General features: G+C 69.8%; 21 protein-coding genes and 1 pseudogene. 17 read left to right on the forward strand and 5 right to left on the reverse strand.

The window, feature by feature from the left end; all coding sequences use genetic code 11:
- Window positions 1–124: 124 nt before the first annotated feature.
- Entirely contained in the window at window positions 125–565 is a 441-nt protein-coding gene (locus VDQ18_RS14640) for a GNAT family N-acetyltransferase (protein ID WP_323021659.1), read from the reverse strand.
- 132 nt (window positions 566–697) lie between these two features.
- On the opposite strand from VDQ18_RS14640, the gene VDQ18_RS14645 reads away from it, so the two are divergent.
- The 3 genes from VDQ18_RS14645 to VDQ18_RS14655 all read left to right on the forward strand — a co-directional run bounded on the left by VDQ18_RS14645 (window position 698) and on the right by VDQ18_RS14655 (window position 6,232).
- Window positions 698–1,489 carry an inositol monophosphatase family protein gene (locus tag VDQ18_RS14645; protein ID WP_323021660.1) on the forward strand — a complete coding sequence of 264 codons (792 nt, stop codon included), beginning with the start codon at window positions 698–700 and terminating at the stop codon, window positions 1,487–1,489.
- Between the two features lie 94 nt (window positions 1,490–1,583).
- Entirely contained in the window at window positions 1,584–2,843 is a 1,260-nt protein-coding gene (locus VDQ18_RS14650; protein ID WP_323021661.1) for a DNA repair exonuclease, read from the forward strand.
- Window positions 2,843–6,232 (forward strand): ATP-binding protein, encoded by a 3,390-nt coding sequence (locus tag VDQ18_RS14655; protein WP_323021662.1) that lies wholly within the window; start codon window positions 2,843–2,845, stop codon window positions 6,230–6,232. The genes VDQ18_RS14650 and VDQ18_RS14655 overlap by 1 nt, the downstream gene beginning before the upstream one ends.
- Before the next feature lie 9 nt (window positions 6,233–6,241).
- Here the strand turns inward: VDQ18_RS14655 and VDQ18_RS14660 are convergent, their stop codons facing one another.
- Window positions 6,242–7,003 (reverse strand): IclR family transcriptional regulator, encoded by a 762-nt coding sequence (locus tag VDQ18_RS14660; RefSeq protein WP_323021663.1) that lies wholly within the window; start codon window positions 7,001–7,003, stop codon window positions 6,242–6,244.
- A 110-nt stretch (window positions 7,004–7,113) separates the two neighbouring features.
- On the opposite strand from VDQ18_RS14660, the gene VDQ18_RS14665 reads away from it, so the two are divergent.
- Genes VDQ18_RS14665 through pcaF form a run of 3 tightly spaced genes read left to right on the forward strand, consistent with a single transcriptional unit; the run spans window position 7,114 to window position 9,714 of the window.
- Window positions 7,114–7,848 carry a 3-oxoacid CoA-transferase subunit A gene (locus tag VDQ18_RS14665; RefSeq protein ID WP_323021664.1) on the forward strand — a complete coding sequence of 245 codons (735 nt, stop codon included), beginning with the start codon at window positions 7,114–7,116 and terminating at the stop codon, window positions 7,846–7,848.
- Window positions 7,845–8,510, forward strand: a complete 666-nt coding sequence (locus VDQ18_RS14670) for a 3-oxoacid CoA-transferase subunit B (protein ID WP_323021665.1) — start codon at window positions 7,845–7,847, stop codon at window positions 8,508–8,510. The genes VDQ18_RS14665 and VDQ18_RS14670 overlap by 4 nt, the downstream gene beginning before the upstream one ends.
- A 1-nt stretch (window position 8,511) precedes the next feature.
- On the forward strand, window positions 8,512–9,714 hold the full coding sequence (pcaF, locus tag VDQ18_RS14675) for a 3-oxoadipyl-CoA thiolase (RefSeq protein WP_323021666.1): 1,203 nt from the start codon (window positions 8,512–8,514) through the stop codon (window positions 9,712–9,714).
- Window positions 9,715–9,838: 124 nt separating this feature from the next.
- Here pcaF and VDQ18_RS14680 read toward each other — a convergent pair whose 3' ends face one another.
- Window positions 9,839–10,348: a MarR family winged helix-turn-helix transcriptional regulator gene (locus tag VDQ18_RS14680; protein ID WP_323021667.1), complete on the reverse strand. Its 510-nt coding sequence runs from the start codon at window positions 10,346–10,348 to the stop codon at window positions 9,839–9,841.
- A gap of 115 nt (window positions 10,349–10,463) precedes the next feature.
- Here VDQ18_RS14680 and VDQ18_RS14685 point away from each other — a divergent pair, with 115 nt between their 5' ends.
- Together VDQ18_RS14685 and VDQ18_RS14690 are read left to right on the forward strand one after the other, a co-directional pair.
- Window positions 10,464–11,462: an amidohydrolase family protein gene (locus VDQ18_RS14685; protein WP_323021668.1), complete on the forward strand. Its 999-nt coding sequence runs from the start codon at window positions 10,464–10,466 to the stop codon at window positions 11,460–11,462.
- 12 nt (window positions 11,463–11,474) lie between these two features.
- Window positions 11,475–12,836 (forward strand): amidohydrolase family protein, encoded by a 1,362-nt coding sequence (locus tag VDQ18_RS14690; protein WP_323021669.1) that lies wholly within the window; start codon window positions 11,475–11,477, stop codon window positions 12,834–12,836.
- A 3-nt stretch (window positions 12,837–12,839) separates the two neighbouring features.
- Here VDQ18_RS14690 and VDQ18_RS14695 read toward each other — a convergent pair whose 3' ends face one another.
- Both VDQ18_RS14695 and VDQ18_RS14700 read right to left on the reverse strand, forming a co-directional pair.
- Window positions 12,840–13,154 carry an NIPSNAP family protein gene (locus VDQ18_RS14695; RefSeq protein ID WP_323021670.1) on the reverse strand — a complete coding sequence of 105 codons (315 nt, stop codon included), beginning with the start codon at window positions 13,152–13,154 and terminating at the stop codon, window positions 12,840–12,842.
- Between the two features lie 11 nt (window positions 13,155–13,165).
- On the reverse strand, window positions 13,166–13,945 hold the full coding sequence (locus VDQ18_RS14700; protein WP_323021671.1) for an SDR family oxidoreductase: 780 nt from the start codon (window positions 13,943–13,945) through the stop codon (window positions 13,166–13,168).
- A 116-nt stretch (window positions 13,946–14,061) separates the two neighbouring features.
- Here VDQ18_RS14700 and VDQ18_RS14705 point away from each other — a divergent pair, with 116 nt between their 5' ends.
- The 9 genes and pseudogenes from VDQ18_RS14705 to VDQ18_RS14745 all read left to right on the forward strand — a co-directional run.
- Window positions 14,062–14,604, forward strand: coding sequence for a VOC family protein (locus tag VDQ18_RS14705; RefSeq protein WP_323021672.1), 543 nt, complete (start codon window positions 14,062–14,064; stop codon window positions 14,602–14,604).
- 231 nt (window positions 14,605–14,835) lie between these two features.
- Window positions 14,836–16,011, forward strand: a complete 1,176-nt coding sequence (locus tag VDQ18_RS14710) for a cytochrome P450 (protein WP_323021673.1) — start codon at window positions 14,836–14,838, stop codon at window positions 16,009–16,011.
- Window positions 16,008–16,754 carry an SDR family NAD(P)-dependent oxidoreductase gene (locus VDQ18_RS14715; RefSeq protein WP_323021674.1) on the forward strand — a complete coding sequence of 249 codons (747 nt, stop codon included), beginning with the start codon at window positions 16,008–16,010 and terminating at the stop codon, window positions 16,752–16,754. The genes VDQ18_RS14710 and VDQ18_RS14715 overlap by 4 nt, the downstream gene beginning before the upstream one ends.
- A 4-nt stretch (window positions 16,755–16,758) precedes the next feature.
- Window positions 16,759–17,439 (forward strand): ThuA domain-containing protein, encoded by a 681-nt coding sequence (locus VDQ18_RS14720; RefSeq protein ID WP_323021675.1) that lies wholly within the window; start codon window positions 16,759–16,761, stop codon window positions 17,437–17,439.
- Window positions 17,436–18,197 (forward strand): SDR family oxidoreductase, encoded by a 762-nt coding sequence (locus tag VDQ18_RS14725; protein ID WP_323021676.1) that lies wholly within the window; start codon window positions 17,436–17,438, stop codon window positions 18,195–18,197. Before VDQ18_RS14720 ends, VDQ18_RS14725 begins: the two co-directional genes overlap by 4 nt.
- Before the next feature lie 12 nt (window positions 18,198–18,209).
- A complete protein-coding gene (locus VDQ18_RS14730) occupies window positions 18,210–19,409 on the forward strand; it encodes a cytochrome P450 (RefSeq protein WP_323021677.1) in 1,200 nt (399 codons plus the stop codon).
- Between the two features lie 3 nt (window positions 19,410–19,412).
- Window positions 19,413–20,894, forward strand: a complete 1,482-nt coding sequence (locus tag VDQ18_RS14735; RefSeq protein ID WP_323021678.1) for an FAD-dependent oxidoreductase — start codon at window positions 19,413–19,415, stop codon at window positions 20,892–20,894.
- A complete protein-coding gene (locus VDQ18_RS14740; protein WP_323021679.1) occupies window positions 20,891–21,634 on the forward strand; it encodes an SDR family oxidoreductase in 744 nt (247 codons plus the stop codon). Before VDQ18_RS14735 ends, VDQ18_RS14740 begins: the two co-directional genes overlap by 4 nt.
- Window position 21,635: 1 nt before the next feature.
- Window positions 21,636–21,945, forward strand: a pseudogene (locus VDQ18_RS14745) (12-oxophytodienoate reductase); the annotation flags it as partial.

The raw sequence follows: 21,945 nt of genomic DNA on the forward strand, positions 1-21,945 counted from the left end.
CCCCCCCCCCCCCCCCCCCCCCCCCCCCCCCCCCCCCCCCCCCTCGGGCTGCCGCCCGAACCCGCACCAAGGGGGGCACGCCCCCCTTGGCGATCCCCGTGGATATTTTCAGAACAAAGATGGCTCAGAGGCGGATGTCGTAGGTCTTCCACGGAGTCGCGGTGGCGAGCTTGTCGTAAAGTGCGCGGGCGCGGACGTTGTCCTCGGCGGTGATCCAGCGGATCACCGACCAGCCGCGGCGCTGGCCTTCCTCGCTCACCGCCTCGATCAGGGCGCGGGCGGCGCCCGAGCCGCGGGCCTCGGGCGCGACGAAGAGGTCGTCGAGAAAGCCGCCGGTGCTGGCAGAAAGCGGCCGGGCGAAAGGGCGGAAATGGGTGAGGCCCACCAGACGACCGTCGTCATCCTCGGCCACGAAAGCCTCGACCTCATGCGTATGGTCGTGGATCCAGCCCCAGACGCGGGCCCGCATCTCGGCGGTCTGCGTCACCTGATAGAAAGCGGCGTAGCCGGCATAGAGGTCCTCCCAGGCGGCGCGGTCCTGGTCTTGCGGGCGGCGGATCAGCATCGGCAAGCTCCTTCTCGGGCGGCCGAGGCTAGCCCCGGGCGATGGCGCCGTCCAGCCGCGGCGCGAGGTTCCCCTTTCCTTTGGCGCGCCTTTCCCGTAAGGGGCGGCCTGTTCAGCACGGGAGCCCGCACCATGCAGGGAAGCGCCAACCTCAACCTCATGATCAAGGCCGCGCGCAAGGCGGGGCGCTCGCTGGTCAAGGACTTCCGCGAGGTCGAGAACCTTCAGGTCTCGACCAAGGGGCCGGGCGACTTCGTGACCAAGGCCGACCGCGAGGCCGAACGCATCCTCAAGGAAGAGCTGATGGGCGGCCGGCCGAACTATGGCTGGCTCGGCGAGGAGACCGGCGGCGAGGAGGGCACCGACCCGACCCGGCGCTGGATCGTCGATCCGCTGGACGGCACCACCAACTTCCTGCACGGCCTGCCGCATTGGGCGATCTCGATCGCGCTGGAGCACAAGGGCGAAATCGTCGCCGGCGTCATCTTCGATGCCGCCAAGGACGAGATGTTCATCGCCGAAAAGGGCCTCGGCGCCTATATGAACGAGTCGCGCCTCCGGGTTTCGGGCCGCCGCTCGATGATCGAATGCATCTTCGCCACCGGCATCCCCTTCGGCGGCCGCCCGGCGCTGCCCGCCTCGCTGCAGGATCTGGCGCGGCTGATGCCGGTCTGCGCGGGCGTGCGCCGTTTCGGTGCCGCGGCGCTGGACCTCGCCTATGTCGCGGCGGGCCGCTACGACGGCTATTGGGAGCGCGGGCTGAACCCTTGGGACGTGGCGGCGGGCGTCTTGCTGGTCAAGGAAGCGGGCGGGTTCTTCGGCCCGATCCGCGACGGCCAGGACCCGGTCGAATCGGGCAATCTGATCGCCGCCAACAGCGAGATCTTCGAACCCTTCGCCAAGGTCATCCGCAGCCGCGACTGACCCCCGGGCTGACCGGCCGGGCTTGCCGCGGGCGCCGGGGATCCCCATAGTCCGGGTCCCCGATGCCGGGGTTTGTCCGCTGCCGAGGCCTGGTTTGAGTTTCACCTTCGTCCATACGGCCGATCTGCATCTCGATGCGCCGCTGACGGCGCTGGCGCTGCGCGACCCCGATCTGGCGGCGCAGGTCGGCGTGGCCTCGCGCGTGGCGCTGACGCGAATCGTCGATCTGTGCATCGACGAGGGCGCCGCCTTCCTGCTGATCGCGGGCGATCTCTGGGACGGAACCTACAGCTCCACCAAGACCCCGCGTTTCCTCAAGCAGGAGCTGCTGCGCCTGCAGGCCGCCGGGATCGGCTGCTATCTGATCCGCGGCAATCACGACGCCATGGCGCGGCAAACGGGCGAGCTGGACCTGCCCGCCAACACCCATCTCTTCCCCGGCCGCGCGGGGACCGTGACGCTCGATCTGGACGGCCAGCGCGTTGCGCTGCACGGCCTCAGCTTCCGCGAGATCCATGCACCGGAAAGCCTGCTGCCGCGCTATCCGGCGCCCGAGGCTGGCGCCTTCAACATCGGCCTGATGCACACCAGCCTGAACGGCAGCCCGCGGCACGATCCCTATGCGCCCTGCAGCCTGGCCGAGCTGGACGCGCAGGGCTACGATTACTGGGCGCTGGGCCATATCCACCGCCGCGCCGAACACCACGGGCAGGCGGTGGTCGTCATGCCGGGCATTCCGCAGGGTCGCGGCATCGACGAGCCGGGGCCTGCCTCGGTGACGCTGGTGCGGGTGGGCGACGACCGCCGCGTGACACTCGAGGAACGCTCGGTCGCCTGCCTGCGTTTCGACCGGCTGGCCGTCGATTGCACCGGGCTGGAGGATTGGGCCAATCTGCTGGCCGCGCTGGAAGCGGCGCTGCGGGCGGCGGGCGCGGCCCCGCGGCCCGAGGATCACCTGGTCCTGCGTCCGGTGCTGGAAGGGGCGACCCCGCTGGCCTGGCGGGTCGAGCGCGACCTTGACCGCCTGACCGAGGAAGCGCGCGCCTTTGCCGCCGGTGCCGGGGTCTGGATCGACAAGCTGGAACTGCGCCTTGACCGCACGGGGGACACCAAAGCCGCGGGCGAGGCCCTGCCCGAGGAGCTGGTGCGCAGCGTGCTGGAGGCCCTGCCGCAGGACCCGGCGCTGATCCAGGCGCTGACCGAGGCCGCGCAGGATCTGCTCAAGGACCTTCCGGCCGAGCTGCGCGACCTGCTGGGGCAGGACGAAGCCGATCTGGCGCGCCGCTGTCAGGAATTGCTGGCGCAGGGCGCGCCCCTCATCCTGTCCAGCCTTTCGGCCGGCGAGGAGGGGTGATGCGGCTCGACCGGCTGGACCTGACCCGCTACGGGCGTTTTACCGACCGCAGCCTGTCTTTCGAGCCGCCCGCGCCGGGCGAGCCGGATCTGCACGTCCTTTACGGGCCGAACGAAGCGGGGAAATCGACGCTCTTCTCGGCTTGGCTCGATTTCCTGTTCGGCATCCCGATCCGCACCCGCTACGATTTCCGCCATGCCGGACCCAGCCTGCAGATCGGCGCCGCGCTCAGCCATGCGGGCGGGGCGCTGGACCTCAAGCGGCTCAAGCGCAATGCTGGCAGCCTGCTGGATCGCTACGACGCGCCGATGCCCGAGGCGGTCTTGCAGGGCGCGCTGGGCGGCCTCTCGCGTGAGGGGTATTCGGCGATGTTCTCGCTCGATGACGAGACGCTGGAACAGGGCGGCGACAGCATCCTCGCCAGCCGCGGCGATCTGGGCGAGATGCTGTTTTCGGCCAGTGCCGGGCTCTCGGGGCTGGCGCCGCAACTGGAGGGGCTGCGCGCGGAGCTCGATGATTTCCACCGCAGCGGCAAGCGCAGCGGCGGGCTGGTCGAGGCGAAACGGGCGCTGACCGAACTGGAGCGCCAGCGCCGCGCGCTCGAGGTTTCGGCCAATGCGCTGCAGAAACTCGCGCGGGAGGCCGAGGCGGCGGAACAGGCCTGGCAGGCGGCGCGGGGGCAGGCCGACGCGGCGCAGGCGGCGCTGGATCGGCTGCAGCAGGTCGCCCAGACGCTGCCGCTGCTGGCCCGGCGCGCGAGGCTCGCCGCGCAACTGGAACCCCTCGCCGCGCTGCCCGAGGCGACGGCTGACGACGAGGCGCTGGCCGCCAAGATCGAGGCCGAACAGCGCGACATCAGCGCCCGGATCGCCGACCGCGCCGAGCGTTGCCAGGGCCTCAAGGACCAGCGCGATGCGCTGCCGCAGGACGCGGCGGTCCTGGCCCAGGCCCCGGCCATCGAGGCGGCGGAAGCGCTGCGGGCCGAGCATGACGCCGCGCTGAAGGACCTTCCCCGCCGCGAGGATGAGGCGGCGGAAGCTCAGGCGCGGATCCGGGGTCTTCTGGCGCAGCTGGGGCAGCCGGGGGCGGAACCGGGCAACCTGTGTCTGCCCGAGGCGGCGCTGTCGACCCTGCGGGGGTTGCTGGCCCGACGCTCGGGCCTGCAAGGGGCGGTGCAGACCAGCGCGGCCGAGACCGCCAGAGCCCAGGCGCTTCTCGACAACGAGCGGGCCGAGACCGACGATCCCGGCCCCGCCGAGGACGAGGCAGCGCTCGCCGCCCTGCTGACCCGCTTGCGCGCCCAGGACCCGGCCGAGGCGCTGACCCGGGCCGAACGCGCCTGCGCCGAGGCCCGCGGCCGCGCCGACGAGGGCTTGGCGGCGCTGGCGCCCTGGCGGGGCACCGGGGCGGCGCTGGCGGCGCAGGACGTGCCGGGCGCCCGGCACTTGGACGAATGGGGCCGCAGCGCCGAGGCCGCGCGGCAGGCCCGGGCCGACGCAAGGCGCGATCTGACGGCGCTGGCCGCGCAGCTCGACAGGATGGACGCCGAGGCGGCGACGCGGGCGGCGGGGCAGGGCGGGCTGACGCTGGCCGATGCCGCCAAGGCCCGCAGCCGACGCGAGGCGCTCTGGGCCGCGCACCGTGGCGACCTCACCGCCGCCAGCGCCGACGATTTCGAGGCGGCGCTGCGCGAGGATGACCGGATCTCGGCCGCGCTGGCCGATTCACTGGCCGAGGGTCGCCGCGCCGCCCAGCATCAGGCGGAACGCGCGGCGCTGGTCGGGCGTCAGCAGGCCGCAGAGGCGGCGTTGGCCGAGGCCGAAGCCGCGCTTGCCGATGCCGAGGGGGCGGTCGAACGGGCCGCATCGGCGCTGGGCCTGCCGGGCGCCGATCTGGCGGCGTTGCGGCTGTTTCTGGACCGGCGCGAGCAGGCGCTGGCCGCGCTCCGGGTCTCGCAGGCGGCCGAGGCCGAGGTGACGCGCGCGACCGAGGCGCGCAGTGCCGCGGCGCAGGCGCTCGCCGGGATGCTGGGCCGTTCCGCCGAGGAAAGCTTCGAGGCCCTTCTGGCCCGGGCCATCGCCCGGACCGAGGCCGCCGAACGCCGCCGCGAGGCCCGCCGCCGTCTGGCCACGCTCACCGCCGATCTCCGTGCCCGCCAGCAGGCCGAGGCCGAGGCGCAAGCCGCGCTCGACACCTGGCGCGCGGAATGGGCCAAGGCCAGCCGCGACACGCTTCTGGCCGCGCGGGGCGAGGATGACGCGGGCCTCGGCACCCTGCTGGACCTTCTGGACCGGCTGGGCGCCGAACACCGCGCGGCCGAGGCGCTGGGCGACCGGATCGCCAAGATGCAGGCCAACCGGCAGCGGTTTCAGACTGCCAAGGCGGCGGTCCTGACGGCGCTGGCCGAGGAGGCAGGCACGCCCTGGACCGCCGTTCAGCACCGCCTGCGTCAGGCGCAGGATGCCGCCCGCGACCGCGACCTGCTGGACCGGCAACTGGCGCAGGAGCAGCGGCAGGACGGCGTTGAACGCCATGCCCTCAGCGCCCGCGATGCCGAGGCTGAACGCTTGGGCGCGGCGCTGGGCTGGACCCCCGCCGAGGGGCCGCTCGCCGCGCATGTCGCCCGTTGCCGGACGGCCACGGGGCTGCGGCAAGACCTCGCCGCGCTGGAAGCCGAGCTTCAGGACCGCCCCCTGCCGCAGGAGGGCGAGGATGACCACAGCGTCAAGGCGGCAATCCAGGATCTCAGGGCCGAACTCGAGGTCCTGCGCCATGATACCGAGGCGCGGCTCAAGGAGCATCTGGAAGCCCGCGGTCGGCTGGACGCGGTCGGCGGCGACGACGCGCTGGCCCGCATCGTCGCCGAGCGCGAGACGCTGCTGCTGGATCTGCGTGAGCGGGCCGAAGCGCATCTGGCGCGGCGCTTCGGCCTCATCGCCTTCGAGGCCGGGCTGCGGCGCTACCGCGACCACCACCGCAGCGGCATGCTGGCCCGCGCCTCGGATGCGTTCAGCGCGCTGAGCTGCGGCGCCTATCAGGGGCTCGCCGCCCAGCCTGACGGCAAGAGCGAGGTGCTGGTCGCGCTGCCCGCCGGGGGCGGCGCCAAGCTGGCGGCGGATCTGTCGAAGGGGACGCGGTTCCAGCTCTACCTCGCGCTGCGCATCGCCGGGTATCACGAGATGGCGCAAAGCCGCCCGACGGTGCCCTTCATCGCCGACGACATCATGGAGACCTTCGACGATGCCCGCTCGGCCGCCGCCTTCGGCTTGCTAGCCGAGATGTCGCGGGTGGGGCAGGTGATCTACCTGACCCATCACCGGCATCTGTGCGACATCGCCCGCGAGGTCTGCCCCGGGGTGAAGGTCACCGACCTCTCCGCCCCGTCCTGAACCCGGACGTCAGCCGGGCAGCAGCCCCTTCAATCGCGCCTGCAGATCCTGCAAGGCGGGCAGGAAATGCCCCGGCAGTGCCCCGGCCTCCATGCGCGAGGCCGCCAGCCCCACGTTCAGCGCCGCGACAGTCCGGCCCCGGGCGCTGACCAGGGGCACGGCGAGCGAGCGCAGGCCCAGCTCCACCTCCTCGTCGATGACGGCGAAGCCCTGTGCCCGGACGCGCGACAGTTCGGACAGGATCGCCCCGGGGTCGGTCAGCGTCCTCGGCGTGCGGGCGGGCAGGGGGCGCGCGCCCAGCAGGTCGCGCACCTCTGCCTCGGGCAGGGCGGCCAGCAGCACCCGCCCCATGCTGGTGCAGAAGGCAGGCAGGCGCGACCCCGGCATCAGGGCAATCGACATCACCCGGCGCTGGGCGGCGCGGGCGACATAGACGATTTCGTCCCCGTCGAGGATCGACACCGAGGAGCTTTCGCCGATCGCCTCGGACAGCGCGTCCAGCATCGGCTGCACGATCTGCGGCAGCGGCATGGTGGCGAGGCAGGCGGTGCCCAGCCGCAGCACCCGCGGCGTCAGGGTGAAGAACTTGCCGTCGTAATCGGCGTAACCCTCATGCGCCAGCGTCAGCAGGCAGCGCCGCACCGTCGCCCGGTCCATGCCGCAGGCGGCCGAGACCTCGCTGATCGACTGGCGCGGGCGCTCGGCGGTGAAGGTCTCGATCACCCTGAGCCCCTTGGCCAGCCCGCCCATCAGGTCCCGCTCCGCTGCCATGCCCGCTCCATTTGTGCGATTATCGAACAAAGTTAGGATAACGCACAAACCGGATGGACGGAAGGCCCCCGACCTCGCTATCCCAAGGGCGCAACATTCAGGAGGTCCCGATGGACAAGACCCTGCCCGACCTCGCCACCGCCGTGGCGGGGATCGAGGATGGCATGAGCGTGATGATCGGCGGGTTCGGCGGCTCGGGCGCGCCGATCGAGCTGATCCACGCACTGATCGACCGCTTTCTGGCGACCGGCCATCCCAAGAACCTGACCGTCATCAACAACAACGCGGGCAACGGTCATGTCGGCCTTGCCGCGCTGATCGAACAGGGGCTGGTGGCGAAGCTGATCTGCTCCTTCCCGCGCTCCTCGGACCCGGTGGTCTTCACCGAGGCCTACAAGGCGGGCAGCGTGGCGCTGGAACTGGTGCCGCAGGGCACGCTGGCCGAACGGATCCGCGCCGGGGGCGCCGGGATCCCGGCCTTCTACACGCCGACCAGCTACGGGACCCTGCTGGCCGAGGGCAAGCCGGTCGAGGAATTCGACGGCCGCTTCTATGTGCAGGAACGCTGGCTGAAAGCCGATTACGCGCTGGTGAAAGCCCATCGCGGCGATACGCTGGGCAACCTGACCTACCGCATGGCTGCCCGCAATTTCGGCCCGCTGATGTGCATGGCGGCGGCCAAGGCCATCGTCCAGGTCTCGGAACTGGTGCAGCCCGGGGCCATCGACCCCGAGGCGGTCATCACCCCCGGCATCTTCGTTCAGGGCGTCGTCGAAGTGCCCGATCCCGCGCAGGAAGAAGCCCTCAACCGCGCCAACGCCCATCACCCGGAGGTTCCGGCATGAGACTGACCCCCACGCAAATGGCCTGGCGCGCGGCGCAGGACATCGAGGACGGCGCCTATGTCAACCTCGGGATCGGCCAGCCCGAGATGGTGGCCCGCTTCCAGCCCCCCGGGCGGCAGGCGATCTTCCATACCGAGAACGGCATCCTCGGCTTCGGCGAGGCGCCGGAAGCGGGCGCCGAGGATTGGGACCTGATCAATGCCGGCAAGAAGGCGGTGACGCTGAAGCCCGGCACCGCCTTCTTCCACCACGCCGACAGCTTCGCCATGGTGCGGGGCGGGCATCTGGATGTGGCGATCCTGGGCGCCTATGAGGTGGCCAAGACCGGCGATCTGGCCAATTGGTCGACCGGGCCCAAGGGCGTTCCGGCCGTGGGCGGGGCCATGGATCTGGTGCATGGTGCCAAGCGCGTCGCCGTGATGATGGACCATGTGACCAAGGACGGGAAACCGAAGCTGCTGAGCCGCTGCTCGCTGCCCCTGACGGGCGTCGGCTGCGTGACGCGGGTCTATTCCAGCCTCGCCGTGGTCGACATCGAAGGCGGCCATTTCGTGCTGCGCGAAAAGGTTCCGGGCTTGTCCTTTGACGAACTACAGGCGATGACCGGGGCGCCCCTTCACACGGACGGCCCCGTGGCCGACCTGATCGCACCGGAGCTCTGAGATGACCGACGCCTATATCTGCGACTATATCCGCACGCCCATCGGCCGCTTTGGCGGCAGCCTCGCCACGGTGCGCGCCGACGATCTGGCCGCCGTGCCGCTGAAGGCGCTGATGGCGCGCAACCCGGGCGTCGACTGGGCGGCCGTGGATGACGTGATCTATGGCTGCGCCAACCAGGCGGGCGAGGACAACCGCAACGTCGCCCGCATGGCCGTGCTGCTGGCCGGTCTGCCGGTCGATGTGCCCGGCACGACGATGAACCGGCTTTGCGGCTCGGGCATGGATGCGGTCCTGGCCGCCGCCCGCGCCATCAAGGCGGGCGAGGCCGAGCTGATGATCGCTGGCGGCGTCGAAAGCATGTCGCGCGCGCCCTTCGTGATGCCCAAGGCCGAGAGCGCCTTTTCCCGCGCCAACGAGGTGCATGACACGACCATCGGCTGGCGCTTCATCAACCCCCTGATGAAGAAGCAATACGGCGTCGATTCCATGCCCGAGACGGCCGAGAACGTGGCCGAGGATTTCTCCGTGAACCGCGCCGATCAGGACCTCTTCGCGCTGCGCTCGCAGCAGAAGGCGGGCGCGGCGCAGGCCAACGGGCGGCTGGCGAAAGAGATCGTCGCGGTCGAGGTGAAGAGCCGCAAGGGCGTGGTCGTGGTGGACAGCGACGAGCATCCGCGCGGCTCGACCACGCTCGAGGATCTGCAGAAGCTGAAGACCTTCGTGAAGGCCGACGGCACGGTCACGGCGGGCAACGCCTCGGGCGTGAACGACGGGGCGGCGGCGCTGATCGTGGCCTCGGAAGCGGCGGTGAAGAAATACGGGCTGACCCCGATTGCCCGCGTGCTGGGCGGGGCCACCGCTGGCGTGCCGCCGCGGATCATGGGCATCGGCCCGGCGCCCGCCTCGCAGAAGCTGATGGCGCGGCTGGGGCTGGGTCAGGCCGATTTCGACGTGATCGAGCTGAACGAGGCGTTTGCCTCGCAGGGCCTCGCCACCCTGCGCCAGCTCGGCATCGCCGACGACGACCCCCGCGTGAACCCCAATGGCGGGGCCATCGCGCTGGGCCATCCGCTGGGCATGTCGGGCGCCCGCATCGCCGGGACCGCGGCGCTGGAGATGCAGCTCAACGGCGGCAAGCGTTCGCTCAGCACCATGTGCATCGGCGTCGGGCAGGGCATCGCCATCGCCCTTGAAAAGGTCTGACATCTGGTGGCGCCCGGTTCTCCGGGCGCCCATTCTTCCCGTGGCAATGCCCGGGAAATGTCGGTTTTCTGCAAGGCAGATCCGGTTTGGCTGCCCTTTCCGGTGACAGAAGGTCGGAAAAGTCTCACCCCTCGGCGATCAGTTCCTCGCAGCGCGCTTCCAGCGACGGCAGGTCGCCCAGCGCCTCGAACACCCGGTTCAGCCCCTCGATCAGCGCCTGCATCTCGCCCGGGGCGAAGGCCGCGTTCAGCCGTTCGGTGACCGCATCGCTCAGCGCCGTGCAGATCCGCGTCACCTCGATCCCGGCCTCGGTCTGCGACACCTCGACCGAGCGGTTGTCCTGATCCGAGCGCGTGCGCCGGATCAGCCCGCTCTTCTCCATCCGCTTCAGTTGATGCGAGATCGTCGATTGCGGCAGCGCCATCAGCTCGACCAACTGGCCCACTTTCATCGGCCCGTTCTGGTCCAGCGCAAACAGGATGCGCGAGCTGTAGAGGTCCATGCCATGCGGCGAGATCACCGGCAGGCTGACCTGCTGCAGGCGGGCGTTGATCCGGTGCGTGAGAAAGGTCACGCGGTTTTCCAGCCGGGGAAGATCGGCATGCGCCATGGTCTCGTCTCCTCGATCGTTCATCTGCCCGGTCCCTGATCCGCCCTTGCCATGAAAATCACCGTTTTCCAAGTTTGACAGTATGTATCGAATTCGATTATATTGAAATCGAAATGATTTCTGTCCAAGGGGGGAGCCGGTGGCAGGAGCGGGCGAAGCGCGCGTCATCGACGTGCATGCGCATGTCGTGCTGGCCGAAAGTTTCGGTGCGGCCGGCGATCTGGGGCCCGAGATGGGCGGACAGGACGGGCCAGAACCCTGGTTCCGGGTCGGCGAGTACCGGCTGGACGGGGTGCGCTATCAGGGCAGCCCCTTCATGGATCCGGCCGTCCGGTTGGCGCGGATGGACGCGGCGGGGATCGACTTTCAGGTCCTGTCGCCCAACCCGCTGACCTATCTGCATTTCATTGAACCGGCTGCCGCCCGCGGCTTCTGCCGCACCCATAACGACGCGCTGGCGGCGCTGATCGCGCCCCATGCCGACCGGCTGGCGGGCTTCGCCGCGCTGCCGATGCAAGACATCGGCGCCGCGGTCGAGGAATTGCAGCGCGCGGTGGGCGACCTCGGCCTGCTCGGCGGCTATCTCGGCACCGACATGCCGCAGCCGCTGGACGCGCCCGCGATGGACCGGCTTTACGAGGCCTCGGTCGCACTGGACGTGCCGCTCTTCATCCACCCCGGGCCTGCCGGGATCGACGGGCCGAAGGGCGATGCGAACCTCAGGGGCTATGACCTCGACGTGGTGATCGGCTTCGCCGCGCAGGAGACTCTGGCAGTCGCCCGGCTGATCTTCGGCGGGGTGCTGGACCGGCACCCCGCGCTGGACCTCTGCCTCAGCCACGGCGGCGGTTCGACCGCCTTTCTGGCCGGCCGCATGGCGCAGGCAATGCGCAAGCGGCCCTGGTCGCCGCCCGAACTGCGCCACGAGGGCGCTTTCGAGGAACGCGTGGCGCGGCTCTGGTTCGACAACCACCTGAACAAGGATGCCTCGCTCAGGCTGCTCACCGACATGGTGGGCGACGATCGCCTGGTCTTCGGCACCAATTTCGCCGGCTGGGACGCGCCCGAGGATCTGGGCGCCCATCGCCCGGAGCCCAAACTCGCCGACAACGCGCGCAGGCTGCTGCGCATCCGCTGACAGGAGGCTGACATGACGCAGAGCATCATCACCAACGGGCGGGTGATCGACGGCACCGGCAAACCCGCCTTTCAGGGCTCGGTCCTGATCGAAGGCACCAAGATCGCCGCCGTCGGCCCCGACGCCGATGCGCGGGCCACGCCGCAGACCCGCCGCATCGACGCCACCGGCCAGACCGTCATGCCCGGCCTCATCGACACCCATTGCCATCTGGCCTTCGATGACGCGGCCTCGAACGCCGAGATCTTCCACCAGCGGCGCAACGCGCTGTCGGCGCTGGTCGCCAGCTACAATGCCCGCAAGCTGCTGCGCGCGGGCGTCACGGGCATGCTGGACCCCGATTCCACCTTCGAGAACATGATCGACCTGCGCGACGCCATCGAGGCCGGGATCGTCGAGGGGCCGCGCATGTCTTGCGGCTCCTACGCGCTGATCACCGGGGTGGGGGGCACCGCCGGGCGGCTGATCGCCGACGAGGGCGTCACCGGCTATTACATGCCGGTCAATTCCCGCGACGAGATCGTCCGCGAGGTCCGCCGCCAGATCAAGCACGGCGCCGACTGGATCAAGGTCCATGTCACCGGCATCATCCCCCGCCAGTCCCACCGGGGCGAGATGTGCGTCTGGACACTGGATGAGCTGAAGCTGATTTGCGACACGGCGCATGAGCTGATGACCCCGGTCATGGGCCATTGCCGCGGCGCCGAGGCCACGCGCCGCGCCGCCGTCGCCGGGTTCGATTTCATCTTCCACGGCACCGGCATGGACGAGGCCGCGCTGCGCGAGATCATCGACCGCAAGCTGCCCATCGCCCCCGCGCTGACCTTCCAGGCGAACATGGTCGATTTCGGCCCGGCGCTGGGCACTTCGGCAGAGCTCATCAAGCTGTTCGAGCGCGAGATCACCGATTCGATCGAGACGATCACGCTCGCCCACAAGGCAGGGGTGCCGATCCTCACGGGGTCCGAGGCCGGCTTCGCTTTGGTTCCCTATGGCGACTGGCATTACCGGGAGATGGAAGTCTTCGTGAAGTATTTCGGCATGAGCCCGCTGGAGGCGATCCAATGCGCCACCCAGAAAAGCGCCTTCGGCATCAAGATGCTGGGCGAGACGGGGGTGATCGCGCCGGGCTACCGGGCGGATGTGATCTGCGTCACCGGCAAGGTCGAGGAAGACCTGACCCTGTTGGGCGATCCCGACAACATCACCCGCGTGATGATTGACGGCGTGGAAAAGGACCTCACCCCGCCGCCGAAGCGCAAGCCGATCCCGGGCTGGCGGCTGGCCTCCATGGGCGGCAAGCGGCTGACGCGGGAGGTGGCGTTCGGGCCCAAAGGCGGGCCCGAGCCCCTGCATGTCGAGGAATTGCACTGACCCTCAGCCGAGGGGCGAAAAGCCCGTCGGCAGCAGGATCTTGCTCTCCTGGCTTTCCAGGAGCGGCAGGATCTCGGCCAGAAACGCCCGCCATTCCGGTACCGCCATCAGCGCCGCCCGCCTGCGGCTGCGCTCATCGAGGCTGTCGTATCCCCAGAGGTGCACGGTCTCGTTCAGCGGCCCCAGTTCGGTGACGAAATAGCCCAGAAGGTTCCCCAGCACCCGCTTTTGCAGGGCCAGCCCCTTGGCCTCGTAGAGGGCCATGAACTGCGGGACGGCGCCCGGCTTGAAGCGATAGGTGCGTTGTTCGACGATCATCCGACCCTCCCTCAGAACGTGCCGCGGAAGAGCCCGCCGTCGAGCAGCAGGTTCTGTCCGGTGATGTAGCCCGCATGCGCGCTGCACAGGAAGGCGCAGGCCTTGCCGAATTCGGCGGGATCGCCCAGCCGGGCGGCGGGCACCTGATCCTTCCAGGCCTGTTCCACGGCCTCCATGTCCTTGCCGGTCGAGGCCGCGCTGGCCCGGAACCCCTCGCGCAGGCGTTCGGTGGCGAAATAGCCGGGCAGGATCTGGTTGATGGTCACCCCCTGATGCGCCACCGTCCGGGCGATGCCCGCCAGGAAGGCGGTCAGCCCGGCCCGTGCGCCCGAGGACAGATCGAGCCCCGCCACCGGCATCTTCACCGTGACCGAAGTGATGTTGACGATCCGGCCGAACCCGCGCGCCGTCATGCCGTCGATCACCGATTGGATCAGCTGGATCGGCGCCAGCATGTTCATCGCCACGCCCTGTTCCAGCGCCGCCCGGTCCAATGCGCGGAAGTCGCGGAACGGCGGCCCGCCGTTGTTGTTGACCAGAATGTCCGGTTCGGGGCAGGCGGCCAGCAGCGCGGCGCGTCCCTCGTCGCTGTTGAGGTCGGCGGCGAGCGGGATCGCCTCGCCTCCGGTTTCGTGGCGCAGGGCCTTCGCCGCGGCCTCGGTGCTGTCCGCGCTGCGGCCGTTCACCACGACCACGGCACCCGCGCGCAGTAGCTCCGCGGCGCAGGCCCGCCCGAGCCCCTTGGTCGAGCCGCAGACAATCGCCCGGCGGCCGGTCAATCCCAGATCCATCGCTTTCCCCCCTGTCGCGGCGGCCGAAACACCGGCCGCTCGCTCTCGACAAAATTATTGCTTTCGAATTAATCGAAATCAATACATCATGTCGACGGAAGCAGGGAGGGGCATCCATGAGCAGGATTTTCGGCGACATCCGGCAGGCGGGTTACGTGGTCAAGGACATCGACGCGCATCTGCGCTTCCTGTCCGACAAGGCGGGGATCGGCCCCTGGTTCGTGGCCCGCAACGTGGTGCTGCCGGTCTGCCTCTATCGCGGGCGCGAGATCCGGATGGAGATGCACGCAGCGCTCGCCAACAGCGGCACCCATCAGATCGAGCTGATCCAGCAGGTCAGCCGGGAACCCAGCATCTACACCGAATGGCTGGCGCGCTTCCCCGGCCGCAGCCCGCTGCAGCATGTTTCGTCCTGGGAGGAGGATTTCGACGGCGCCGTCGACCGCGCCCGGGCCAAGGGCTGGGTGATGATCCAGGAGGGGCGCTCGGCCTATGGTCCCTTCGCCTATCTCGAACACCCCGACGATCCCGATGTGGTGTTCGAGATCACCCGCAAGGGGCCTGAGCGGCGCTCGATCTTCGAACAGATTGCGGCGGCGGCGGCGGGATGGGACGGGACCGACCCGATCCGCGAGGGCTGGCCCAAGGCGCAGGTCTGACCCCGGGGTCGGTGAGGCGAGGTATCTGTTTTTCAGAAGATACACCTAAGAATATTGAAATTGACCATGTCTCGGGGCTGGTGAACACTCGACCCGACAACCGCTTGGGGAGGAGCGGTCCGGACAGCCCGCCCGGCGCCTTGGCGTCAGGGCCGGGGCGCGCGCCGGTCGTCTCTCCCTTGCGGATCGGACAGGATCACCGCCCGGGGCGGCGAGGGGGGACAAGGCGACGTGACTGAGCAAGTCATCACCGATTACAAGGAAATCACCCGTGTGCTGACGGATCGCTCGATGCGTCAGGCGCTCTATGACGAGGGCGGGGTGGTGATGGACGACGTGCTGCTGACGCTGCACGGGCGCGAGCATCACGCGCGGCGGGTGCTGGAATTCTCGATCCTGCGCAAGGATTACTTCGCCTATTACGAATCGCAGGTCTTCCCGCCCGCGCTGGCGCAGGTCATCGGCCCGCTGGCCGCGGGCGGGCGCATGGATCTGGTAGATTTCGGCTACCGGGTGACCATGAACCTGACCGCCGATTTCGCCGGCATCGACCGGCCCGAGAAATCGGCGGCCGAGACCGAGCGCCTGCTGAAGCTGGTCAAGATCTTCTCCGAAGGCGCGACGCTGGTGCATTCGACCCGCGACAAGGACGAGGTCCGTGCCGAGGTCCGCGCCGGGCTTGAGGAACTGCGCGAGACCTTCCTCGCCCCCTCGATTGCCCGGCGTCAGGCGGCGCTGGACCGGGGCGATGCAGACCTGCCGCGCGACGTGCTGACACTCTTGCTGCGCGACCGGCAAAAACACGGGCTCTCGGACGCGGTGATCCTGCGCGAAATGGCCTTCTTCCTGCAGGCGGGCTCGCATTCCACCGCCAATTCCATGGTCCACGCCCTGCACGAGATCTTCCTGCGCTGGCCGACGGTCGAGGACCGCGCGGCGCTGCGCGAGGACCCGCTCTATGTCCAGCGCTGCGTGCACGAGAGTTTCCGCCTGCACCCGGCAAGTCCCGTCGCCTGGCGGCGGCCGGAAGCCTCCTGCCCGATGTCCGCCGAGGGGCGGGTCGAGCTGAACTTCGCCGCCGCCAACCGCCAGCGCGACATCTTCGGCGAGACGGCGGATCTTTTCGACCCCGACCGCGCCCCGCCCGAGGGTGTGCCGCGCTGGGGTCTGACCTTCGGTTTCGGCATGCACATGTGCCTCGGCCGCGATCTGGACGGGGGCCTGCCCGCCGGGCCGGATACCGACCCCGCCACGCATCAATACGGCATCGTCACGCAACTGGTCCGCACGCTGCTGGCCCGCGACGTCCGCCCCGATCCCGACAACCCCGCCGTGCAGGACACCCGCACGCTGCGGCAGAACTTCTCGTCCTATCCCGTCCTTCTCAACGCCGAGCCCGCGACATGAGCCAGAAATCCGTCATCATCACCGGCGGGGCCGCGGGCCTCGGTGCCGGGATCGCCCAGAAATTCGCGGCCGAGGGGTTCCGGGTCGGTGTCCTCGACCTCGATCCCGCCGCCACCGAGGCCGCCGCGAAAGCGCTGCCGGGTGCGGTGGCGCTGGTGGCCGATGTGACCGACGAGGCCGCCGTTCAGGCCGCTGTCGACCGCTTCGGGGCGCCCGATGTGCTGGTCAACAATGCGGGTATCCTGTCGCTCGGCGCGCTGATCGACCAGACGCCCGCCCAATTCCGCAAGGTGCTGGACGTGCATGTCATGGGCACTTTCACCTGCGCAGGCATCGCCGCGCGGGCCATGCGGGACGCGGGCAAGGGCGGCGCCATCGTCAACCTGACCTCGATCAACGCGGTGACGCCCGGGCCGGGCTCGGGCGCCTATCCCGCGGCCAAGGCGGCGATTGCCAAGCTGACCGAGCACATGGCGGTGGAATGGGGCTCCCTCGGCATCCGCGTCAATTGCGTGGCGCCGGGCTTCATCGACGGCGGCATGTCGGCGCCCTTCTACGCCGACCCCAAGGTTCGCGCGGTGCGCGGCGGGGCGGTGCCCTACGGTGGCCTCGGCCAGGTCGAGGATATCGCCGAGGCGGTCTGGTATCTCGCCAGTGAGAAGGCGCGCTATGTCAGCGGTCATCAGCTGGTGGTCGATGGCGCCGTCACCCACAGCCTGCTCCGCGCGCTGCCGAGGGAATGACCGCATGCGGGCCCTGATCCTCAGCGGTGGCATCTACCACGACTTCGACCGGCTCGGCGCGGCGCTGGCGGGCATCCTGTCGGCGCAGGGCTTCCGCTGCGAGATCGTCACGCATCCCGATGCGCTGGCCGCCGCGCTGGCGGAACCGGCGGATCTGGTGGTGGTGCAGGCGCTGCGCTGGCGGATGCTGGGGCACGAGAAATACGAACCCTTCCGCGCCGACTGGGCCTATCAGGCGCAGCCCGCGCTGATCGCCGCGCTTGAGGGCCATGTCGCCCGGGGCGCCGGACTTCTGGCGCTGCACACCGGCTGCATCTGTTTCGACGACTGGCCCGGCTGGCAGGATCTGCTTGGCGGCGGCTGGGTCTGGGGGCAGAGCTTTCACGCCCCGGATCTGGAGCCGGTGACGGCGACGCCGATCCCGGGCCATCCGGTGACCGACGGCCTCGTGCCCTTCACCGTCACCGACGAACATTACCGCGCCCTGCGCCTCGACCCCGGCGTCACGCTGCTGGTCGAGGGGCAGAGCGCCGCGGGCGACTTCCCGCTGGCCTGGGCCAAGGGCCGGGCGGTGACGCTGACCACGGGCCATGACCTCGCCTCGCTGACCGAGCCGGGGCAGGCCGCCTTCATCGCCCGCGCCGCGCGCTGGGCGGCAGGAACGACGGGAGAGACCACAGCATGACACCGATGAGCGACATGTCCGTCCTGATCACCGGCGGCGGTTCGGGCATTGGCGAGGGGACGGCGCGCTATTTCGCCCGCCACGGCGCCCGCGTCACGATCTGCGGCCGGCGCGAGGAGAAGCTGAAGGCGGTCGCCGACAGCATCGGCCCGGCCTGCGCCTATGTGGTGGCCGACATCACCAAGGACGCCGATTGCGCCCGGATCGTCGAGGCCGCGGTCGCCCATGGCGGCGGCCTCGATGCGCTGATCAACAACGCGGGCAACATGCTGCGCGGCCCGATTGCCGAGATGACCCGCGAGGCCCTGACCGAGGTTTTCGACAGCAACGTCGTTTCGGGGATGATCCTGACCGGCCTCGCCCTGCCGCATCTGTCGGCGCGCAAGGGTTCGGTCATCTTTCTCGGCTCGGTCCATACGCGGCGCGCCTATCCCGGCGCCTCGCCCTATGCCGCGACCAAGGGCGCGGTCGAGGTTCTGGCCAAGGTGCTGGCCGCCGAACTGGGCCCGCAGGGCATCCGCGTCAATTGCGTCATCCCCGGCGCCGTCTCGACCGAGCTGAACATCCGCGCCGGGCTGGTGACCGAGGACCAGCAGCGCGTGCGCATGAAGGCGCTGGAAAGTTCGCACGCATTGGGCCGGATCGGCACCGAAGAGGAACTGGCCGAGGGCATCGCCTATATGGCCTGCGCGGAATGGGTCACGGGCACCTCGCTGGTGGTGGACGGCGGCCTGTCGCTGGGCATTTCCAATCTGTAACGGAGGCACGAGATGACGCAGCAGATCAACGCCTATCCGCAGGTCGAACCCACGCTGCGGCTGCCGGACCTGAAACAGGCGCTCTATGATGGCGACCCGCTGTTCCTGCCGACCACGGTGGTCAGCCTGCATGGCGAGGAGCACAAGGAAAAGCGCCGGGTGGTGCAGAGCCTCTTCACCCGCGAATTCTTCCGCAACTACCAGAACCACGTCTTCCCCGAGGCGCTTGAGGAAACGCTGGCGCCCGCGCTGGCCGAAGGGCGGGGCGATCTGAGCCGCTTCGCCTATCGCGTGCTGGTGAACCTCGTGGCCGATGCCGCGGGGCTCGACCGCGACCGGACCGAGGTGCAGACCGACCGGATCCTGATGATCATCGGCAAGCTGGGCAAGGCGCCGACCATCGGCCAGATGCTGTCCGGCAGCGTCGAGGCGGCGCGAGCCGAGATCCGCGAGGCGCTGGCGATCTTCAAGGACGAATTCTACGCCCATTCCTCCGCCCGCCGCCGCGCGCTGCTGGCCGCCCATGCCGACGATCCCTCGGTCGAGTTGCCGCGCGACATGCTGCTCTACATGCTGCGCGCCTATGACGGACGGATCGAGGAGGACCAGCTGGTCCGCGACACCGCCTTCTTCATCCTGGCGGGCGCCTTCACTCAGGCCAACGCCTTGCAGAATACGGTCTGGGAAATCCTGACCTGGTGCGAGGCGAAGCCCGAGACGCGGGCCGAACTGCTGGCCGACCCCGCCCTCTTGCAGAAATTCATTTGGGAAAGCCTGCGGCTGCACCCCGCCAGCCCGGTCGCCCGGCGCAAGGCGCTCTGCCCGATGCATCTGCCCGATGGGGCCGAGGTCGAGACGGGCGAGATCGTCGACGTCAACATGGCCCGCGCCAACCGCGATCCTGAGATCTTCGGCGCGGATGCCGCGACCTTCAACCCCTACCGCGAGCTGACCGGCCGGGTGCAGCTTTACGGCATGACCTTCGGCGCAGGCATGCATTCCTGCGTCGGCCGGATCCTTGCCGCCGGGATGCCGATCCGCCCGGGCACCGAGGGCGAGGACGAGACCGAATACGGCACGCTGCACGAGGTGATCCGCGCGCTCCTGGAAAACGGCATCGCCTTCGACCCGGCGAACCCGCCCAAGATCGACGATTCCACCGAGCGCAAGCATTTCGAGAGTTTCCCCTTCCTGTTGCCGGGAAAGGGCTGAGCCATGACCAGCGCACCCGCCGAGTGGGATCTCAGCGCCGACCTCGTGGTCGTGGGCTTCGGCTGTGCGGGGCTGGCCGCGGCGATCACCGGCTGGCGGGCGGGGGCCGAGGTGCTGGTGCTGGAAAAGCAGGCCGAGGGCGCTCACACGCCCTCGACCCGGATGTCGGGCGGCATGATGATGGCGGTGACCGACCCCGGACCCGCGACCGATTACCTCGACCGCTGCGCGGGGGGCATGGTCCCGCGTGGGGTCAGCGCCGCCTGGGCGGAACGCGCCGTGACCCTCATCGATTGGCTGACCGGGATCGCGCCGGAACTGGACCTGCGCCGCGTCGGCGGGGCCGAGCATCCTGCTTTCCCGGGCGCGGAGGCCTTTGGCGTCTACCAGCCGGGCGGGGCCAAGACCCGGCTCGATCTGAACGGCAAGGCGGGGCCGTTCCTGTGGGAGAAACTGGCGCAGAACTTCCATGCCAAGACCGGGGTTCCGGTGCTCTGGGACAGCCCCGCCGACCGGCTGATCCGCGACGAGACGGGCCGCGTGATCGGCGTGGAGACCACCGCCGGGCTTTGGGTCGAGGCGCGCAAGGGCGTGGTGCTGACCTGCGGCGGCTATCTGCACAACGCGCAGATGAAACGCGACTTCCTGCGCACCTGGCCGGTCTATTTCTACGGCAACCCGGGCAATACCGGCGACGGCGTGCGCATGGCGCAGGAGGTCGGCGCCGATCTGTGGCACATGAACCAGATGATCGGCCGGGCCATCGGCAATTTCACGCTGGAGGACGGCTCGGACCTGTCGGTCATGCTGTTCCTCAACCCGCCCGGCTATGTCATCACCGACCGCCACGGCAAGCGCTTCGCCGATGAGAGCACGCAGGCCAACCTGCTGCACGGCTTCTATTATCACCTGCTGGCCTATGACCCTGAAACCGGCGAGACGCCGCGCAACCCCTGCTACTGGTTCTTCGACGAACGCCGCCGCAAGGCCGGGATGCTGACCCTGCCCTCGGTGGGCGTGCATGCGGTGGGGATCTACCGCTGGAGCGCGGACAACCAGGCCGAGATCGACCGCGGCTGGATTGCCTCGGGCGCCACCATCGCCGAGGCGGCGCGCGCCGCTGGCCTGGCCGATCCCGAAGGGGCCGAGGCCGAGATTGCCGCCTATAACGCCGCCTGCCACGCGGGCACGCCCGATCCCTTCGGCCGCCCGGCCGAGACGATGGTGCCCGTGGATCAGGGCCCGTTCTACTGCGTGCGGCTCTATCCCGGCGGGTCGAACACCACCGGCGGGCCGCGCCGCGACGCGGGGGCGCGGATCCTCGACACGCGGGGCGCGCCGATCCCCGGGCTCTATGCGGCGGGGGAATTGGGGCAGGCAACGGGGATGCTCTATCCCTCCGACGGCTCGAACCTGTCCGAGGGGTTCTGCTTCGGCCAGATCGCCGCCGAAAGCGCGCTGTCGGATGCCGGAGGCCGGGCATGAGCGCGCTTTCCCTCGACCTTAGCGGCAAGCTGGCCGTCGTGACCGGCGCCGCCTCCGGCATGGGCCGGGCCGAGGCCGCGCTGTTGGCACAGGCGGGCGCCGAGGTGATCCTGACCGATGTGCTGGATGCGGAGGGGCAGGCGGCGGCGGCCGATCTGGGCATGCGCTATCGCCATCTCGATGTCTCGAACACCGACGACTGGGCGGCGCTGGCCGCGGAGATCCGCGCGGGCGCGGGCAAGGTCGACATCCTCGTCGCCAATGCCGGGGCCAATGGCTCGGCCGCGCCGGATGTCCTGTCCTCGGACCTGTTGGACAAGCTGGTCGCCATCAACCTCAAGGGCACCTTTCTGGGCCTGCAGGCGCTGGTGCCCTTGATGGGGCAGGGCGCCTCGGTCGTTACGGTGGGCTCGATCTGCGCCCGGGTCGGCACGCCGGGCGTCCATCTGGCCTATCACGCCACCAAGGGCGCGATCCTCGCCTTCACCCGCGCCGCCGCCGCCGAATTCGGCCCACGTGGCATCCGGGTGAATTGCGTGCATCCCGGCGTCATGCCGCCGATGCGCGACCGGCAGGGCGCCAGCCACGCCACCCGCGACCGGCTGATCGAACGGATCCCGCTGCGCCGCACCGGCGACTGGGAGGATGTGGCCAAGGTGGTGCTGTTCCTCGCCTCCGACGCGGCGGGCTATGTGACCGGGGCGGATATTCCCGTCGATGGCGGCTTTCTGGCGACCTGAGATGCAGAGGCAAGCCCCCCTCACCGATCCCGCCGCGATCCTCGCCCGCCCGCTGACGCTGGCCGGGCTGGCGCTGCGCAACCGGCTGGTCATGGCACCGATGACGCGCGAGGCGGCGCCGGAGGGCGTGCCGACGCCCGAGATGGCGGCCTATTACGCCCGCAGGGCTGAGGGTGGCGCGGGCCTCCTGATCACCGAAGGCGCCGCGCCAAATGAAGAAGGCCGTTTCGGCCGCGATGTGCCCCGGCTTTACGGGACCGACGCGCTCAAGGGTTGGGAGAGGGTGGTGGCGGGCGTCCATGCGCAGGGAG

It is taken from the genome of Pararhodobacter sp. (assembly GCF_034676075.1).
GTDB lineage: Bacteria > Pseudomonadota > Alphaproteobacteria > Rhodobacterales > Rhodobacteraceae > Pararhodobacter.

Bases quoted from the DNA above. Each gene is read 5' to 3' on its own strand.
- VDQ18_RS14640 (WP_323021659.1), bottom strand. From the start codon at position 565: ATGCTGATCCGCCGCCCGCAAGACCAGGACCGCGCCGCCTGGGAGGAC.
- VDQ18_RS14645 (WP_323021660.1), top strand. From the start codon at position 698: ATGCAGGGAAGCGCCAACCTCAACCTCATGATCAAGGCCGCGCGCAAG.
- VDQ18_RS14655 (WP_323021662.1), top strand. From the start codon at position 2,843: ATGCGGCTCGACCGGCTGGACCTGACCCGCTACGGGCGTTTTACCGAC.
- VDQ18_RS14660 (WP_323021663.1), bottom strand. From the start codon at position 7,003: ATGGCAGCGGAGCGGGACCTGATGGGCGGGCTGGCCAAGGGGCTCAGG.
- VDQ18_RS14665 (WP_323021664.1), top strand. From the start codon at position 7,114: ATGGACAAGACCCTGCCCGACCTCGCCACCGCCGTGGCGGGGATCGAG.
- VDQ18_RS14670 (WP_323021665.1), top strand. From the start codon at position 7,845: ATGAGACTGACCCCCACGCAAATGGCCTGGCGCGCGGCGCAGGACATC.
- pcaF (WP_323021666.1), top strand. From the start codon at position 8,512: ATGACCGACGCCTATATCTGCGACTATATCCGCACGCCCATCGGCCGC.
- VDQ18_RS14680 (WP_323021667.1), bottom strand. From the start codon at position 10,348: ATGAACGATCGAGGAGACGAGACCATGGCGCATGCCGATCTTCCCCGG.
- VDQ18_RS14690 (WP_323021669.1), top strand. From the start codon at position 11,475: ATGACGCAGAGCATCATCACCAACGGGCGGGTGATCGACGGCACCGGC.
- VDQ18_RS14695 (WP_323021670.1), bottom strand. From the start codon at position 13,154: ATGATCGTCGAACAACGCACCTATCGCTTCAAGCCGGGCGCCGTCCCG.
- VDQ18_RS14700 (WP_323021671.1), bottom strand. From the start codon at position 13,945: ATGGATCTGGGATTGACCGGCCGCCGGGCGATTGTCTGCGGCTCGACC.
- VDQ18_RS14705 (WP_323021672.1), top strand. From the start codon at position 14,062: ATGAGCAGGATTTTCGGCGACATCCGGCAGGCGGGTTACGTGGTCAAG.
- VDQ18_RS14715 (WP_323021674.1), top strand. From the start codon at position 16,008: ATGAGCCAGAAATCCGTCATCATCACCGGCGGGGCCGCGGGCCTCGGT.
- VDQ18_RS14720 (WP_323021675.1), top strand. From the start codon at position 16,759: ATGCGGGCCCTGATCCTCAGCGGTGGCATCTACCACGACTTCGACCGG.
- VDQ18_RS14725 (WP_323021676.1), top strand. From the start codon at position 17,436: ATGACACCGATGAGCGACATGTCCGTCCTGATCACCGGCGGCGGTTCG.
- VDQ18_RS14730 (WP_323021677.1), top strand. From the start codon at position 18,210: ATGACGCAGCAGATCAACGCCTATCCGCAGGTCGAACCCACGCTGCGG.
- VDQ18_RS14735 (WP_323021678.1), top strand. From the start codon at position 19,413: ATGACCAGCGCACCCGCCGAGTGGGATCTCAGCGCCGACCTCGTGGTC.
- VDQ18_RS14740 (WP_323021679.1), top strand. From the start codon at position 20,891: ATGAGCGCGCTTTCCCTCGACCTTAGCGGCAAGCTGGCCGTCGTGACC.